The following is a 15,269-nucleotide window of genomic DNA, read 5'->3' on the forward strand; positions in this document are numbered from 1 at the left end:
GTTACCCAATGTTAATTCTTTTAAGGGTTTTTAATTACATTTATTTTATTAAGGGATGGAGGTGGAGGTGCAGGAGCTGGTGGTCGACCACTAATACCTTCTTTAGTTGGAATTATTAATTTAAAATCTAGTTTTAAATCTTCAATCTCTTTTTCGTTTATTTGGCAAAATGATCTTTTAAATTTTCTAAAACTCAATGAATCGTAAGCTATAGAATATCCTCTTATAATTTCATCTAATATATCAGATACTTTTTTAGAATTGTCATTTTTTTTAAAATCAAAAACTACTTTAGAATATTTTTCCTCCTCTAAAAGATAATTTGATAAACTATCTCCAATAGAGCTTATTTGAATAAAATCATTTTCAACAAAAGGTAGCTTATCTCTGAGGGTTATAGTAAAATAACTACGGTAGTGTATACCTGGACATAATTTAGGAGTATTGTAAATTAATTTTAACTTTTTTAAATGCTTTATATCAGAGCTATATTTTATTAAATCGCCCCCACAATCATTTAAATTCAAGTTTAAATTTTCCTTTAAAAAGTTTAAATCGACGTCATTAAATACGGAATTAGGCGTTATGTATATACTTTTGTCAAGAGTAAAAATCTTTTTTTTTAGGTTATGGCAAACATCATATTTTATAGATGTATTCTCTTTTTTATTAACAATGAATAGTATAATCGCAATCAAAGGAATTATTGTCAAATAACCCAAAGAAGAATTAATAGATTGCCTTTTTATTTTCATCAGTTGGTAATATTGGGTAACGGGCAAAGGTATAAGGCGTGTGAGGCGTTTTGCTTTAGATCCCTATGTTAGAGATGTTAATTTAGGATTTTAAAGATAGACTAATTTTGAATTATACAGCCTCACAGGTAGCCTTTAAAACGCCTGATACGCTTTATGCTTTGTTCACGCAAGTTATTTGTGGCAGCATGACAAAAGCAAGTATGCACCGGATTTAAGACGAGGCGTTTTACACCTTTGCCCGTTCAGGCCGATTAGTAATTTTGGAGTCTTAAAACAGGCTTTTGCTATAGCAAAAGCAGGATTAATATATGATGACGACGGATATAGAAGTGTATTGGTTAGAAATTAAGTGAAATTCGCTTGTTTTTTACCACAGTTCTTTGTTGGGCAACGTATTTATATTTCAGGATACTTTTCGTATGCTTTTTTATCAATTTCAGATTCAGAAAGTCCTTTTGCTCTTAATTCTCCGCAATAAGTAGCCCTTAATCCAGCTAAATCGTCATATGGATTATTAATCAGTATTGATTGATGTTCTTTCTTTTCCTTTTCTTCCCATTCTTCGTTTAAAAGTCCGAGTAATTCTTCCTGTTTTTCGAACATTATTCTTCTACAATCTTTAGCCGCAATTCTGTTTTTCAATTCGGAGTCGCAAGCCATAGAAAAAGTCACAGAAGAAAATATCCAGTATAATAATTCATTCAAGTCAGAAGTTAATTTCTTTTCATATTCATTTCCTCGTTCCGAAATCACATAATTATAAAGTCCGAAATTATCAACTTCAATATTCGGTGTCGCATCTCCAATAGGTGAGCTAAATGTCGGAAGTAAATAGCTTGGTGCATTTATCTTTTTAGCCAATTGATTTACTATATTTTGTATTTCAGTTACGGTTTTTGTCATATGTTGCACAACGTTGTTGTATAAGATTAGTTGAGTGGTTTAAGCACTTAATTTAGCAAATACAAACAGAATAGAAAATCCGAGAGGAATTTCATAAGTAAGCCTGCATTAGCAATTAATTTTATACGGCTTGTTGTCGTGTCGTTTTTATTTCTTTAAAATTCTCCAAACTATAATTCCGATTAATATAAATGCTAAACTTATTCCAATATATTTTAAAAAATTATTGTGATTCAGATTTTCGTTTTTATTGAAATGTTCACTCACAACCGATTTAGTTTCTGTAAACGCTTTTTGGAATTCAAATTTTTCGATAATGATTTGTTCAGTTTGTGGGTCAAATCCAGTAAATCCGTTTTCGATAAGAACATTTGTAATTATTTTTATCTCTTTGTTAATTCCGTTATTGCTATTCGAATCCCAATAAGGTAGAGAAATTGCAATTTGACTATTAAACATCGAAATTTGATAAGTCGGGAAATTCAGTTCAATATAATCTTCAGATTTACTTTCAAAAACTTCAAAACTCAATTCTTTTTCCAATAAGATTGTCTTAATTTTCAGCATTAAATCTTTAGACACAAAGAGTTCATCTGATTCAGTTGGTTCTGCTGATTCTAAAATCGAATTAGCATTTTCCGCGTTCAGGTCTTTCTTTTTTATGAAATATATTTCGTAACCCACAATGTTCGTCTTAAATGCACCACAACGTTGTTGTATATGGTTTGTTGCGTGATCAAGTTACTAAGTTATTAAATAAAAACCGAATAGAAAGTCCGTGAGGACTTTCGTAAGTAGGCTAGAAGCCAGCAATTAATTATGCATGATTTACGTGAGCTATGCAGTTATGCTGGATTAACACCTATTATAAGGCAAAGCGGAACGAGCATAAATGGAAGAGCACGAATAAGTAAAATAGGTAACCAGAAGCTAAGAAACCTACTGTTTATGTGCAGTTTTAATGCTTGTAAATACAACAAAGCATGCAAGGCAATTTACGATCGAATAGTAGCCAAAGGAAAGAGTAAAAAACTAGCCTTAATAGCTGTCTGTAATAAGCTCTTAAAACAGGCTTTTGCCATAGCAAAATCAGGATTAATATACGATGACGGATATAGAAGTGTACTTGTTAGAAATTAAGTGAAATTCGCTTGTTTTTTACCACAGTTCTTTGTTAGGCAACGTTTTTTTAATTCAGTTTGTTTATCAATTTTGGAATTCCAATTTGCACAGCTAGATTACTTTTTCCTATCGATTCCAAAAATTTGTTTGCTTTTAATTCGTTAATTTTTTGATATTCCGATTTGAATTTAGAGTAATCCATTCCGACCGAGTTCAAATACTTTCCAGCATCACTTTTTTTATCAGCGAGCATTGCAAACATTAGATGTTCAGGTTTAATTTCAGTTGCTCCATAAATCCAAGAATAGAATTTTGCATTTTTTATACTTGTTTCCAATTCTTTGGTCAAGTAATAATTCCCTTCTACTGCTTCGCTCTTTTTTTTAATCAAAGACTTTGAGAGTTGTTCAAATTCCCAATTTTTAGTTTTAAATATTCTGTTCGGTAGATTGTCAGATTTTAGAATTCCTATTAAAAAATGATAAGATGAAATAAAATTCCAACCAAATTCAACTGCTGTTTCTCGGCTGTTTTTTACTAAATCATCAAATTCTTTACTAAATTTCATTTTTTCTCAAATGTTGCCTAACGTTCAGTATAAGAAATCGTAGGGCAGGTGATAAGCACTATCGTTTCGGTTTATTACTTAGCTAAATATAAATATTTTGCTTTTATCTTTTCTTCTATAAATGCCAAATTTTATATTTGGCGGACTTCATAAATAAACACAGAACTTTGAAGTTAACACAAAAGCCCTATGTTTTTTATACCGTGTTAGCCACTGGTTTTTTTCGTAAATATTGATTTTACTTTATCTAAGATACTTTTTTTGCCATATAGAGAATCGTTTTTCTCATCCCATTTAGGTTTATTTTCGATATAGTATTTTTTTAATTTTTCAGAACCTAAATTTTCATACTCATCTTCTAATTCGTCTTCTAAATAACTCCAAATATGATAGGAATCAATTTCGGTTAGGCGTTCTAATAATTGAACTTCTGCTTTTTTAGATAGTTTTTTATGCCAAATAAATTCGAATAAGCCTTCTACTAATTTATGTTCTGAATTAACATTCTTTTCGACAGTTATTTGCTCAATTATGTTTTCAATTCCGAGCTTTAAGTCTTTTAAATCAAAATCCGTAATATCAAATTCAAGAAAATCACAAAGAATTGCAGATGCAAATTCTCTTGTCTTTTCCTCTGATGCTTGAATATCTCTTATTAACCGTTTAAAAAAATCAGTTTTAGAGACTTTTTCTCCGAAAGAAATACGGTCTTTTGTTATTCGTTCAATAATATTTTCTTTATCGAAACTGACTGAATATTTTTCCACCATATTTTCAGAACTCCAACTATTCAATTCAAGAGTAATTCCTGTTTTTTCGGAATTCAGTAATTTAAATTTATGTCCGACGAATGTTTCTTTCATTGCAGTTTGTTCAACTTGTGGCTAACGGGCAAAGGTATAAGGCGTGTGAGGCGTTTTGCTTTGTATCCCAATGTTAAAGATGTTAATTTAGGATTTTAAAGATAGACTAATTATGAATTATACAGCCTCACAGGTAGCGTTTAAAACGCCTGATACGCTTTATGCTTTGTTCACGCCAGTTATTTGTGGCAGCATGACAAAAGCAAGTATGCACCGGATTTAAGACAAGGCGTTTTACACCTTTGCCCGTTCAGGCCGATTAGTAATTTTGGAGTCTTAAAACAGGCTTTTGCTATAGCAAAAGCAGGATTAATATATGATGACGGATATAGAAGTGTACTTGTTAGAAATTAAGTGAAATTCGCTTGTTTTTTACCACAGTTCTTTGTTGGCATTTGTTATTTCGCCAAAGTATACTTAATTAATTGGTTTTCCTTTTCGTCTATTAAAGTTAAACTCCCATCATTTCCGTAAACATAATTCCAGCCAAAAGGTTCGTTTTCTATTCTGTAAGTTTTTGATTCAGCACGTGTTTTAATCAATTCAAGCTTTTGAATTCTTCCATATTTTTTTAAATAAAGATTGTCATCTGACATTTTTACAATCGAAAATTCGCCTTCGTCAATTCGGTCTTTAAATGACTGTCGATACCACTTGTTTAGGACTGCAACTTCACTCAATTTACGCAATTGATTTTGGTGTTTAAAAGATTTTAGAAGTTCGTCAGCAATATTCAAAGTTTTTATTTCACTCAATTTACTTACGAGAATCGGATATTTTTCTTCCTGATTGTATAGTGAGTAATTGTAAAAAGTTAGTGATACACTTTCGAGTTGGTATGCAGGATACTTTCCGCCAAAACTTTCGATAGCTCCACCAATTTCCGCACACATTTCAATTACAGGCCAATATGCTATTTGGCTTTGTCCAATGTAGTTATGAGAAAGGTTTAGTATTGGTAAAAATCCGCTATAACCTCTCGAATTATATCCTTTTGTTCCGTGAATATCAAAAATCAAAGACGTTTTAATCATATTCGATATTGAAATACTGTCAGCAATCTTTAAATCACTTGTTTTGACCAGAATTTCTTGGTCAATTTTATGCAAGTCATTCCAATATTCATTTATTTGAGCGTCTGTTTCCAACTGCTCAATTTCCGCACGATATTCTTTAATTGGAATTTGAGAGAAACCGAAACTTATTGAAAGTAGTGTTGTTAATAAAATGGCAAAGTTCTTTTTCATAATAAATGCCAACGTGTTTGTGTATGATTAGTTGCGTGTTTGAGCAACTAATTTAGCAAATAAAAACCGAATAGAATATTCCGCAGGAATATTCGTAAGTAGGCTAGAAACAAGCAATTAATTATACACGGTGTTACCACACGTTTTTCATTTCAGGTTGATATTTATATGGGTTTTCAAATTCAGTTTTTCCATCGTGATATATTAAAAATTCCACATCATTTTCTTTAAATTCTAAAGTTTCAATTTTATCGATTCCAGTCACGCAAAAGTTATTTCCGACATAATGCTGTTTGTCTAAAATTCCAAATTCGGATTTTGTAATTACTAAACTTTCTCCACAAGCGAAAAATCCGCCAACTCGTACTTCTACGTTATGATTAGCATTAATTTCAGATTTTGAAAAAGGTGGCTGAAATGGCAAAGTGATTAAATAAAAAAACACAAATCCCATTTCCCAAAACATACTTAATATTCCGAAAATGAAAATTGGTATTGTCAAAATTCCGCTAAATATTTTGGTCAAACTGTTTTTAGTCAATCCGAAAAATAGTATTGTAGACAGCAAGAATGTCAGTCCAATTATTGAGGTTGTGTATTTTCCTTTTGGTCGGAAGTCAAAAACCAGAAGTACAATACAGATTAAAATTCCGATTAAAGAGTAAAATGAGATTTTTCTAATAACTTTTTCCAGTTTTGGAAAGTCATATTTTTTCAAAATCAGCACTAAACTAATTCCTGAAAATATTGTTATTAAAACTATAAATGTCGTCATTTCGCAAATGTGTGGTAACGGTTGGGCTATGGTTTCGTTGTGGAATTGTCCACAAGGACTATTCCGCGAGAACCAAGCGTTGGTTTAAAGATAAGAATTTCCGAGTAGGAAATTCCGCCACAATGAATTATAGCCGTTGTTGTACGCAGTTAGCATCCGTCTTCTTTTTTTTCATTTTCAACATAGAAGTAATTGTCTTTAAAAGGAATCTCTTCTATTGATTCGATTTCGATAATTAAATTGTACATATCATTCTGATGAATACTCTTAATCGTTATTCCTCCATTTGCTAATTCCATTTCATCTTTCCAATTCCATTCAGCATATTTTGAATAGATGGTGGGATGCATTTTGTAATCCAACGAATAATAATAAATTGACTTTCTCCCATTTGAGGTGATTTCGAAAGATTTGCAGCGAAATCCGTTTATTATTTCAATCGAATCATTCTGCGTAACAGCTCCTATTTTCGAATTCGCCTGCGTATGGTCGTAGCAGGTAAAAATTAATTGATTTCTTGTTTTATATAAGCTTCTTCCTATTTGGCCATCTAGTATGAATTCGGCACTATCCTTGGCATAGGTTAATCCTCTGTAATATCTGTGGTTTATCTCGTATACATTTCCATTTGGACTTACATTGGCTAATGAATCGGTATTAATTTTTTCTGACGTATATGTCTGTTTGTAGGTTATTCTTCCCTCAAAATATTTATCACTTCTATTTGTAATAAATAAAAATACTATTATTCCAATTATGGTTACTGTTTTCATCTTTTTATAATTGCGTACAACGTCTACGTATAAGAAACGTAGGGCAATTGATAAGCACTTTCGTTTCGGTTTATAACTTAGCTAAATATAAATATTTTGCTTTTATCTTTTCTACTATAAACGCCAAATTTTATATTTAGCGGATTTTATAAATATTCACAGAACTTTCGATTTAGCACAAACGCCCTATGTTTTTTATACACTGTTAGCTATAACGTTTTTTTACCAGCTTAATATTTTCTTCTGTCGTCGTTAAGAAACTAAACTTCTTGTTTTCTTTTTCTATTGTTCTGTCGATAATCATTATACTGTCGTTCAGTTCTTTAATTTTCCACAATTTTTCAACTTTGTCGAAATCGCTCTGCAACTTCATAGTTATGAATTCGGTTGAATTACTTATGTCAATATTTGATTTAGAAATATGATAATAATAAGTAGCTGAAATAGAATCTCCTTTAATTTCGTAAAATGGGGGATATTGAAAATTACTTTCAGAAATTCCTGGTGGTGCAGGCGGTGGTGGTGGTTTTGGTAAACTATCATTTAAGAATAAATCATAATTTTTTTCCTCAATCCAAATTCCGTTTAGTAGCTCTTTATTCCAATGAGCTTTTCTTTTCTCAAGAGTTACTTCATAATCCTTTTCCGAAATTAATAGTCCTTTGAATATGTTTTTGTCTGTTTGCTTTATTGCAATTACTTGTCTGTCAAAAACTAGTATGTCGGTATTGTCAAAAGTTGCGATTCTCCAAGGTAAATTCCTGTCGCTATATTCAAAGACAGTATATGTTGAGTCTTTAAAATCGACTGTCAAAGTATCTTTTTCTCCAATAGAGGTTAAATCAAAAGTATTTCCTCTTAATTCATTCGCAATATCAATCCGTTCAACATTTTTTTGACAACTAAATAGCGTTAAAATCAGAAGTGAAATTATTGTCGGTTTGTTCATTTTCAAATGTTTGCTAACGTCGTTGTATATGGTTTGTTGCGTGGTTTAAGTACTAAATTTAGCAAATAAAAACCGAATAGAAAGTCCGCGAGGATTTTCGTAAGTAGGCTAGAAGCCAGCAATTAATTATGCATGATTTACGTGAGCTATGCAGTTATGCTCGATTAACACCTATTATAAGGCAAAGTGGAACGAGCATAAATAGAAGAGCACGAATAAGTAAAATAGGTAACCAGAAGTTAAGAAACCTACTGTTTATGTGCAGTTTTAATGCTTGTAAATACAACAAGGCATGCAAGGCAATTTACGATCGAATAGTAGCCAAAGGAAAGAGTAAAAAACTAGCCTTAATAGCTGTCTGTAATAAGCTCTTAAAACAGGCTTTTGCCATAGCAAAATCAGGATTAATATATGATGACGGATATAGAAGTGTACTTGTTAGAAATTAAGTAAAATTCGCTTGTTTTTTACCACAGTTCTTTGTTGTGTTTTCGTACTATACGCAATGTTACTTACGCACAACTTTAAATATTACTCGCTTAATTCAAAACTTTTTAAATACTGTTCTGAAATTTTCTTTAATTTTCCGTTTGTCCCTTGTTCATATAATTGTACAAGAGGGATTATTGTTTTACCCTTTAAATGAATAACATCTTCAAGTTCAAATACTAAATTTATTTCATTAAATGAGGTAGAATCATAATCAGGAACTAAAGTGTCGGATTCAACATATAGGCGTTTAAAACCATTAGAATCATATTGTAAATAAATGTCTTTGTAATAATTTTTTTCTTCATTTACTAAAGAGACTAGGACAACTACATTTTTATTCTTTTGACCACTAATTTCTATATCTTTTAGATAAAATATTAAATTTTCAGTTCCGTCTATCGTCTCTATTTCAATACTATAATCATTTACTAAAATCGCGTTTGTTTCATCGTTATATAGACTTGGACTCTTGCCTCTAATATACTCTAGACTTTTATTGTAAGCGTTTCTAAAATTTAGATACGAGATTTTAAATCCAGAAAGCATTGCGTTAACTCGTTGAACCGGTGTTCCGTGATGTGTAGGGTCGCTCCAATCTCCTTTTTCATATAAACTTCTGTAGAAGTTTTTCAATCTTTCATAATTAATATCTCCTCTTGTTCCTAGGTAATAACCAGCTAAAAAATCAGCTTGTAATTCTCTGAATTGGTCTTTTAAAGGTGACATATATTCGCATTGCGCAACGTGAGCAATTTCGTGAGCTAATATTCCAGCAATTGCAATTTCTCCACGACTTGAATTATAAAGTTCATTCACTAACAAATTACGACCAAATCTAACTGTCCCATCAAAATCTCCAACATTACTACCACAGTTTGCCAGTGCATTAGGATTTCTTGAATCATCCATTATATATAAATCTGTGGCTACATCGAACAGTAAATCAATATTTATTTTTTCTGAATTAAATTTAGAGTCTAATTTGGCATTACCTGTGGTCTTTAAAATAGTACCAGCGCCTGCCGAATATCCATTAAAGCATTGAGAATATGTTTTTAAAGCCGAGATAATTATTATCGTAAAAATTAAGTTTTTAAGCATATCAATTTATATTTATTTGGTTTTCGATTAGTTAGCACGATGTTTTTTTGTATGAAACACAACGGTTGTGTATATGGCTCGTAGCGTGCAAATTAGAAAATTATTTTCGGATTGAGCACAAGCCAGATTTTTAAATTTTACTATTTATCTTTTTATTGGAAATCGTCAAATTTAAAAATTTGGCGACTTTCCAAATATGCCTTAACTTCGTGTAAGTAACTAATTAGCTATGAGCTATATACGTCTTAAGTTTGAAATCACTAAATTAAAGGTTTATAAATAGAAAGAACAAAAGAGAGGAATAAGGTTATTATATACGTAGAGACTACAGATCTCGTCAACATTGAAAATCCCCTCTCTTTTCTACACAGATTTCGTACAGTTCTATGAGGCTTTTAAGACCTCGATTTTAAGTTGTTGAAACTCGCGTAGGTTGTCCTTTCCAAAAAGATATTATAATGAATAAAGATATTAAATATTTCGGAATAGACATTAGTCATTTGGTATTTGATGTTACCGATTCCGATGGTAGATACTATCAGTTTAAGAATAACGTATCAGGCTTTAAAAAGTTGGTAAAGTTGTTAGATGATAACAGTCATTGTGTAATGGAAGCTACCGGATATTATCATTACCAACTGGCTTATTATCTATTAGAATCAGGTAAGAAAGTATCGGTGGAGAATCCTTTATCTGTAAAACGATTTATACAGATGAAACTGTCTAAAATAAAGACAGACAAAAGTGATTCAAAGTTGATTTGTGCTTATGCAAAACAGGTAGATTTAAAGCTATGGCAAGGTAATTCTAAACATCAAATAGAATGCCTTCAAATGACTAGACTGCTGTCAATGTTGACTAAACAAAGCACTATGTATAAAAATAAACTACATGGAGAGGCTGTTTTAGGAAATCCAAGTAAAGTAGTTGTTAGTTCCATAAAACGCAGTTTAAAACAAGTACAGAAGGAAATAAAATTAATAGAGGATAAGTTGCTAGCCTTAGTAAAACAGGTGCATCAAGATGTTCTAACACGTTTAAAAAGCATTCCAGGAATAGGAGATAAGACTGCTTTAATGTTAGTTGTTTTAACCGATGGATTTGAGCGTTTTAAAAGTGGAAGTGAGCTATGCAGTTATGCTGGATTAACGCCTATAATAAGGCAAAGCGGAACGAGCATAAATGGAAGAGTACGAATAAGTAAAATAGGTAACCAGAAGCTAAGAAACCTACTGTTTATGTGCAGTTTTAATGCTTGTAAATACAACAAAGCATGCAAGGCAATTTACGATCGAATAGTAGCCAAAGGAAAGAGTAAAAAACTAGCCTTAATAGCTGTCTGTAATAAGCTCTTAAAACAGGCTTTTGCCATAGCAAAATCAGGATTAATATATGATGACGGATATAGAAGTGTACTGGTTAGAAATTAAGTGAAATTCGCTTGTTTTTTACCACAGTTCTTTGTTGTAGGTAGTGCTTTTATTTCCAAAATTCTTCTGATTGTTCTTTTAATTCTTTAACTCTTTTGTCAACAAATTTTCTTTCTCTTTCATCTCTCAAATAATATTCTGGATAATATAAATACCATTGGTTTTCTACTTTAATTATTTGAGGTATTTCAAAATAATATTTTTCGTTGTTGAAATTCATTTCGACAGTTAAATCTGCCCAATTTCCAATAATAGTTCTACCAAATCCACCATAATTTTTCGTTTTTTCGTGTTTGTAATACATTGTGTCAATAGTTGCTTTTCTAATGTCGAAGCCTTTATCTTCTTGCATTATTTCCAATATATATCCTGCCCTGACTAAAAAGTTGTCTACTCTATCGTCATATTTTCTTTTTAACTCGCGATAGATTGCCATAGTATCATTTTCTTGAGGATTGTATTTTATATTATCCACAAAAAGTCGTTTCTGTTTGTTTAATGGGATAGCAATGTTCAAATACTCGGTTGTATCTTTTTTTTGTAAAAATTCAATTACAGTTTTAGCAATATCATAAGGCGAGTTAATAGGCTCATTAATCAATGCTTTTTTTGTTTTTGTGCTCTCTTTTGTTTTATCGATTTTATCCAAGAAATTAATTTCGTATTCATTCGAGCTGTTAGAACTCATATAAAGGTCTTCATTGTCCGCTAAAGTTGTTAAATCAAATTTGACTTTTGATTTTATGAAGTAACCTTTTTCTATATCAAAATAATATGTTCCGTTTCCAATTTCAGTGAGTTCGTATTTACCCTCAAAGTTGTCTGGTAAATCTAACTGTGAAACGTTAATTTCTCCATTTAAGACAGCGCATTTATGTCCATCAATCTCTTCATATTTGGAAAAAATCAAAGTATTAAAACCTTTAGAACTAATTAATGAACCATTTATATTGAACGGTATGTTAAGAGAAACTCTGCAAGTATCTCCAATGCTTAATTTTCTGTTTGGTAAAGGAAGTAAAACACGAACAAAATCATTTGCGGTCGAAGTCATTTGAAATGTTCCGTTAGATTGTAAATCTTGAATTATTGAGTTGGGTTGAGTGTCAGAAATTGTATCGTTACTAAAATCATTTTTTAGTTTAACCTTAATGTCTTCAAAGCTTAAGTCAGCTAAATTTTCGGATTTTCCATTGATTATTAATTTTCCATTTCCACTGATGTAGGATTTGTTACTTTTTTCATCCTTTTTCATTTTGTTCTCACTATTTGTTATTTGTGAGAATGAATAAATGTATTTGCTGTTTGAGTCAAAATTCCATTGGAATGATTCTTTTTCATTTCCACAGCTCAATAGAGTGATTAATATAGCAACTAATAATATTTTTTTCATTCAGTTTTTGATTTGGCACTCGGTTTCTCGCATTACCTACAACTGTTATATATGAGCAATTTACTAAAAAACCATTAACTAACCCTACCATATGGGGTGTATATAAGAACTTTTTTGTTACATTTTATGTATTGCGGTTTTAGGTGTATATAAGAACTTTTTATTATTAAACGTTTAATATTGGCTAGAGCTTCTTTCATTTCTAGACCTAAAAAAGACCAACGCATCTGGTTGGTCTTATAGGTGTGTGTTATGGTATAATAGGGTGGTTTGCGGTTTTGCTTTCGCGCAAGCGGTATTCTTATAATAGAGTATGGTGTGGTGATGGGCTTATTGAGAAACGGCTTCTTTATAGGTTTTTAAACAGCGCTCTCTTGCTTCTTTATGGTCTACCATCATCTCTGGATAACTATCGGTGCCGTACTCTGGTACGTATTCTTTTATGTAGTTGCGCTCTTTGTCAAATTTATCTTTTTGGGTAATGGGATTAAAGATTCTAAAATAGGGCGCAGCATCTACACCGCTGCCTGCTGCCCACTGCCAGTTGCCCACGTTACTGGAGAGGTCGTAATCGAGTAGTTTTTCGGCAAAATAGGTCTCGCCCCAGCGCCAGTCTATTAAGAGGTGTTTTATTAAAAAACTTGCTACTAGCATGCGTACACGGTTGTGCATGTGGCCGGTGGTGTTTAATTCTCGCATACCTGCGTCTACTAGAGCATAACCGGTGGTGCCGGTTTTCCATTTTTCAAATTCGTCCTCATTATTGCGCCACTCGATGCGGTCGTATTTTGATTTAAAGGCTTGGTCTTTAGTATGTGGGAAATGGTAGAGTATCTGCATGAAGAATTCTCTCCATATCAACTCGCTTAGGAATGTCTTGTTGTCTGCATGGTCTGCCTTGCGCACCATTTTACGCACACTTACTATACCAAATCTTAGGTAAATACCCAGTCTAGAGGTTCCGTTTTCTATGGCTGGATAGTTTCTAGTATTCTCGTATTCTTCTATAAGTGTAGGTGTGACGATATAGGCTGGTATTTCTATACTGGATTTTTTAAATCCTATGTCGTTAAGAGACAGGTTGGGTAACCTGCTGTTTTTGATACAGTTATCTAGGTAGTCGTGGGTGTAATAAAATTTTTGATGCTCGCCGGTGCCATGGTCTTTTCTAAAATGTTCTAGCCACTTATTTTTATAGGGTGTGTAAACGACATAGGGATTACCGTCTGCCTTTGTGATCTCGTCTTTTTCATAAATAACTTGATCTTTAAAGGTTTTAAAATCTACATTATGTTGTGCCAGCAGTTGATCTATTTCTAGATCGCGTTCTAGAGCATAGGGCTCATAATCATGGTTAGTAAACACGGTGTCTACTTGATAGTCTTTAAGTAATTGCGTCCATATTTTTTTAGGTGTTCCATAGAGCATGGCTATAGAACTGTCGTGTTCTTCTTGCAGTTGTGAGCGCATGCGCTGCAGTTGCTCATGGATAAAGGTAACGCGTGCGTCGTCTTCTGGTAATTTATCTAGAATATCACTGTCAAATATGAATAGGGGCAGGACAGGAAGATCACTTTTAAGTGCTTCTAGAAGTCCTACATTATCATCGAGTCTTAAATCTCTACGCAGCCAAAATATGTTTACCTTTTTACTCATCGTTTATTTATCCTAAATTTAAAGACCCCTTACCGCCGTTAACACCTATCACCTGGCCGGTAATCCAGCCCTCGTTTTGATTCAATAAAAATACGGCAAGGCTTGCAATATCTTCTGGTGTACCGACACGTTTAAGTGGGTGCATGTCGCCCATTTTTTCTTTTTTGGCATCGTTATTTAAGAGTCTACCAGCGAGTGGTGTGTCTACTAGTGACGGTGCGATAACGTTTACTCTTACCGTAGGAGCATACTCTGCCGCTAGTGCGCGAGCATATCCTTCTATAGCACCTTTTGCAGCGGCTACACTGGTATGAAAAGGCATTCCTGTACTTACTGCAACGGTAGAGAAATAGACTATACTGCTGGTACCGTTTTTAGTCAATAAAGGTAAAACCGTTCTGGTGGCTTTTATTAAGGAGAAAAAATTGATCTCCATATCTTCTTCAAAATGTGATTGCTTCAACATTTTAAAGGGTTTTAGATTAATGCTACCAGGGCAGTACACAAAACCATCTAGAGATTCTGGCAGTAAACTGGTGTCTAATTCTTCTGTAAGTGCATCAAATGGAATGTGTGTCACACTATCTGGTAAATTTTCATTTTCTCTAGAGGCTACGTACACGTTATTTCCTTCATGAAGGTGTTGTACGATGGCGTTTCCTATTCCGTGGCTACCGCCTATAAGTAGTATATTTTTTGACATTTTTGTACTTTTATTTTGTTCTTACTATATAAGTAGAGACTTTAAAATCTCTTATTTTTCTTTAAATGCACCGAAGTGTTTGATGAGTGCGCTTTCGCGAAAGCGGAATATTTCTTCCAACTTTTTCTTAACTAATGGCGTCCCTAATTTACCTAATAGACCGAATGGCAAGCGGTAGTGAATTAAATCTTCCATGAGTGTGCCGCCTTCTATCTCTGTAATAAAATGCTTGTGGTGCCAGGTGGCATAGGGACCGTACATTTGCTCGTCCACAAAAAACTTGCCTTCTTCTACTTGTGTGATGTGAGTCACCCAGTTGGTTTTATAAAAGGGTAGTGGTTTTATAGAGTATTCTATAAGCTGTCCAGGATACATGCCTCTTTCTGTACCGTACTGCACGACCATATCCAGTTCTGGTGGTGTGAGTAGTTTCAGGTTATTTGCATCTGTTAGAAATTCCCATGCCTTATCTATGGAGATGGGTAATTTTTGCTGCGAAGAAAATTGGATTAATTTCAAGTTGTTTTGTTTAAGGT

Annotated in this window: 15 protein-coding genes and 2 pseudogenes; 3 read left to right on the top strand and 14 right to left on the bottom strand. The window is 32.7% G+C overall.

All coding sequences use genetic code 11. The features are described 5' to 3' along the window. Window positions 1-20: 20 nt before the first annotated feature. The 3 genes from ACJJVN_RS08090 to ACJJVN_RS08100 all read right to left on the bottom strand — a co-directional run bounded on the left by ACJJVN_RS08090 (window position 21) and on the right by ACJJVN_RS08100 (window position 2,345). Window positions 21-755: a hypothetical protein gene (locus ACJJVN_RS08090; protein ID WP_405377749.1), complete on the bottom strand. Its 735-nt coding sequence runs from the start codon at window positions 753-755 to the stop codon at window positions 21-23. A gap of 399 nt (window positions 756-1,154) precedes the next feature. Next, window positions 1,155-1,661 (bottom strand): Imm63 family immunity protein, encoded by a 507-nt coding sequence (locus tag ACJJVN_RS08095; RefSeq protein WP_405377750.1) that lies wholly within the window; start codon window positions 1,659-1,661, stop codon window positions 1,155-1,157. 147 nt (window positions 1,662-1,808) lie between these two features. Further along, window positions 1,809-2,345 carry a hypothetical protein gene (locus ACJJVN_RS08100; protein ID WP_405377751.1) on the bottom strand — a complete coding sequence of 179 codons (537 nt, stop codon included), beginning with the start codon at window positions 2,343-2,345 and terminating at the stop codon, window positions 1,809-1,811. A 150-nt stretch (window positions 2,346-2,495) separates the two neighbouring features. Here ACJJVN_RS08100 and ACJJVN_RS08105 point away from each other — a divergent pair. Then, window positions 2,496-2,801 (top strand): annotated as a pseudogene (locus tag ACJJVN_RS08105) (transposase); the annotation flags it as partial. A 49-nt stretch (window positions 2,802-2,850) separates the two neighbouring features. On the opposite strand, the gene ACJJVN_RS08110 reads toward ACJJVN_RS08105, so the two are convergent. From ACJJVN_RS08110 to ACJJVN_RS08135, 6 genes are all read right to left on the bottom strand, one after another. Next, window positions 2,851-3,351 (bottom strand): Clp protease N-terminal domain-containing protein, encoded by a 501-nt coding sequence (locus ACJJVN_RS08110; protein ID WP_405377752.1) that lies wholly within the window; start codon window positions 3,349-3,351, stop codon window positions 2,851-2,853. A 206-nt stretch (window positions 3,352-3,557) separates the two neighbouring features. Beyond that, a complete protein-coding gene (locus ACJJVN_RS08115) occupies window positions 3,558-4,214 on the bottom strand; it encodes a hypothetical protein (RefSeq protein ID WP_405377753.1) in 657 nt (218 codons plus the stop codon). 398 nt (window positions 4,215-4,612) lie between these two features. Then, a complete protein-coding gene (locus ACJJVN_RS08120; RefSeq protein ID WP_405377754.1) occupies window positions 4,613-5,461 on the bottom strand; it encodes a hypothetical protein in 849 nt (282 codons plus the stop codon). 133 nt (window positions 5,462-5,594) lie between these two features. Further along, window positions 5,595-6,236 (bottom strand): hypothetical protein, encoded by a 642-nt coding sequence (locus ACJJVN_RS08125; protein ID WP_405377755.1) that lies wholly within the window; start codon window positions 6,234-6,236, stop codon window positions 5,595-5,597. Window positions 6,237-6,385: 149 nt separating this feature from the next. Then, window positions 6,386-7,009, bottom strand: coding sequence for a hypothetical protein (locus ACJJVN_RS08130; RefSeq protein ID WP_405377756.1), 624 nt, complete (start codon window positions 7,007-7,009; stop codon window positions 6,386-6,388). A gap of 205 nt (window positions 7,010-7,214) precedes the next feature. After that, on the bottom strand, window positions 7,215-7,958 hold the full coding sequence (locus ACJJVN_RS08135; protein ID WP_405377757.1) for a hypothetical protein: 744 nt from the start codon (window positions 7,956-7,958) through the stop codon (window positions 7,215-7,217). A gap of 143 nt (window positions 7,959-8,101) precedes the next feature. Between ACJJVN_RS08135 and ACJJVN_RS08140 the strand changes: the two are divergent. After that, window positions 8,102-8,407 (top strand): annotated as a pseudogene (locus ACJJVN_RS08140) (transposase); the annotation flags it as partial. 82 nt (window positions 8,408-8,489) lie between these two features. On the opposite strand, the gene ACJJVN_RS08145 reads toward ACJJVN_RS08140, so the two are convergent. Beyond that, window positions 8,490-9,551: a hypothetical protein gene (locus ACJJVN_RS08145; RefSeq protein WP_405377758.1), complete on the bottom strand. Its 1,062-nt coding sequence runs from the start codon at window positions 9,549-9,551 to the stop codon at window positions 8,490-8,492. Window positions 9,552-10,009: 458 nt separating this feature from the next. Between ACJJVN_RS08145 and ACJJVN_RS08150 the strand changes: the two genes are divergently transcribed. Further along, window positions 10,010-10,981, top strand: coding sequence for an IS110 family transposase (locus ACJJVN_RS08150; RefSeq protein WP_405377759.1), 972 nt, complete (start codon window positions 10,010-10,012; stop codon window positions 10,979-10,981). A 49-nt stretch (window positions 10,982-11,030) separates the two neighbouring features. On the opposite strand, the gene ACJJVN_RS08155 is transcribed toward ACJJVN_RS08150, so the two are convergent. The 4 genes from ACJJVN_RS08155 to ACJJVN_RS08170 form a co-directional block, all read right to left on the bottom strand. Beyond that, window positions 11,031-12,374 (bottom strand): hypothetical protein, encoded by a 1,344-nt coding sequence (locus ACJJVN_RS08155; protein ID WP_405377760.1) that lies wholly within the window; start codon window positions 12,372-12,374, stop codon window positions 11,031-11,033. A gap of 330 nt (window positions 12,375-12,704) precedes the next feature. Then, entirely contained in the window at window positions 12,705-14,030 is a 1,326-nt protein-coding gene (locus tag ACJJVN_RS08160) for a cryptochrome/photolyase family protein (RefSeq protein ID WP_405377761.1), read from the bottom strand. Window positions 14,031-14,037: 7 nt separating this feature from the next. Further along, window positions 14,038-14,733: an SDR family NAD(P)-dependent oxidoreductase gene (locus ACJJVN_RS08165; protein WP_104514765.1), complete on the bottom strand. Its 696-nt coding sequence runs from the start codon at window positions 14,731-14,733 to the stop codon at window positions 14,038-14,040. Window positions 14,734-14,784: 51 nt separating this feature from the next. Next, a complete protein-coding gene (locus tag ACJJVN_RS08170; RefSeq protein WP_104514766.1) occupies window positions 14,785-15,252 on the bottom strand; it encodes an SRPBCC family protein in 468 nt (155 codons plus the stop codon). Between the last annotated feature and the right edge of the window lie 17 nt (window positions 15,253-15,269).

Origin of the sequence: Nonlabens sp. Asnod3-A02, from assembly GCF_045063755.1 — a bacterium.
GTDB lineage: Bacteria > Bacteroidota > Bacteroidia > Flavobacteriales > Flavobacteriaceae > Nonlabens > Nonlabens xylanidelens.

Excerpts from the sequence above, each read along its gene's own strand:
- ACJJVN_RS08155 (WP_405377760.1), bottom strand. The coding sequence starts at position 12,374 with ATGAAAAAAATATTATTAGTTGCTATATTAATCACTCTATTGAGCTGT.
- ACJJVN_RS08135 (WP_405377757.1), bottom strand. The coding sequence starts at position 7,958 with ATGAACAAACCGACAATAATTTCACTTCTGATTTTAACGCTATTTAGT.
- ACJJVN_RS08095 (WP_405377750.1), bottom strand. The coding sequence starts at position 1,661 with ATGACAAAAACCGTAACTGAAATACAAAATATAGTAAATCAATTGGCT.
- ACJJVN_RS08150 (WP_405377759.1), top strand. The coding sequence starts at position 10,010 with ATGAATAAAGATATTAAATATTTCGGAATAGACATTAGTCATTTGGTA.
- ACJJVN_RS08160 (WP_405377761.1), bottom strand. The coding sequence starts at position 14,030 with ATGAGTAAAAAGGTAAACATATTTTGGCTGCGTAGAGATTTAAGACTC.
- ACJJVN_RS08165 (WP_104514765.1), bottom strand. The coding sequence starts at position 14,733 with ATGTCAAAAAATATACTACTTATAGGCGGTAGCCACGGAATAGGAAAC.
- ACJJVN_RS08130 (WP_405377756.1), bottom strand. The coding sequence starts at position 7,009 with ATGAAAACAGTAACCATAATTGGAATAATAGTATTTTTATTTATTACA.
- ACJJVN_RS08120 (WP_405377754.1), bottom strand. The coding sequence starts at position 5,461 with ATGAAAAAGAACTTTGCCATTTTATTAACAACACTACTTTCAATAAGT.
- ACJJVN_RS08125 (WP_405377755.1), bottom strand. The coding sequence starts at position 6,236 with ATGACGACATTTATAGTTTTAATAACAATATTTTCAGGAATTAGTTTA.
- ACJJVN_RS08110 (WP_405377752.1), bottom strand. The coding sequence starts at position 3,351 with ATGAAATTTAGTAAAGAATTTGATGATTTAGTAAAAAACAGCCGAGAA.
- ACJJVN_RS08090 (WP_405377749.1), bottom strand. The coding sequence starts at position 755 with ATGAAAATAAAAAGGCAATCTATTAATTCTTCTTTGGGTTATTTGACA.
- ACJJVN_RS08145 (WP_405377758.1), bottom strand. The coding sequence starts at position 9,551 with ATGCTTAAAAACTTAATTTTTACGATAATAATTATCTCGGCTTTAAAA.
- ACJJVN_RS08115 (WP_405377753.1), bottom strand. The coding sequence starts at position 4,214 with ATGAAAGAAACATTCGTCGGACATAAATTTAAATTACTGAATTCCGAA.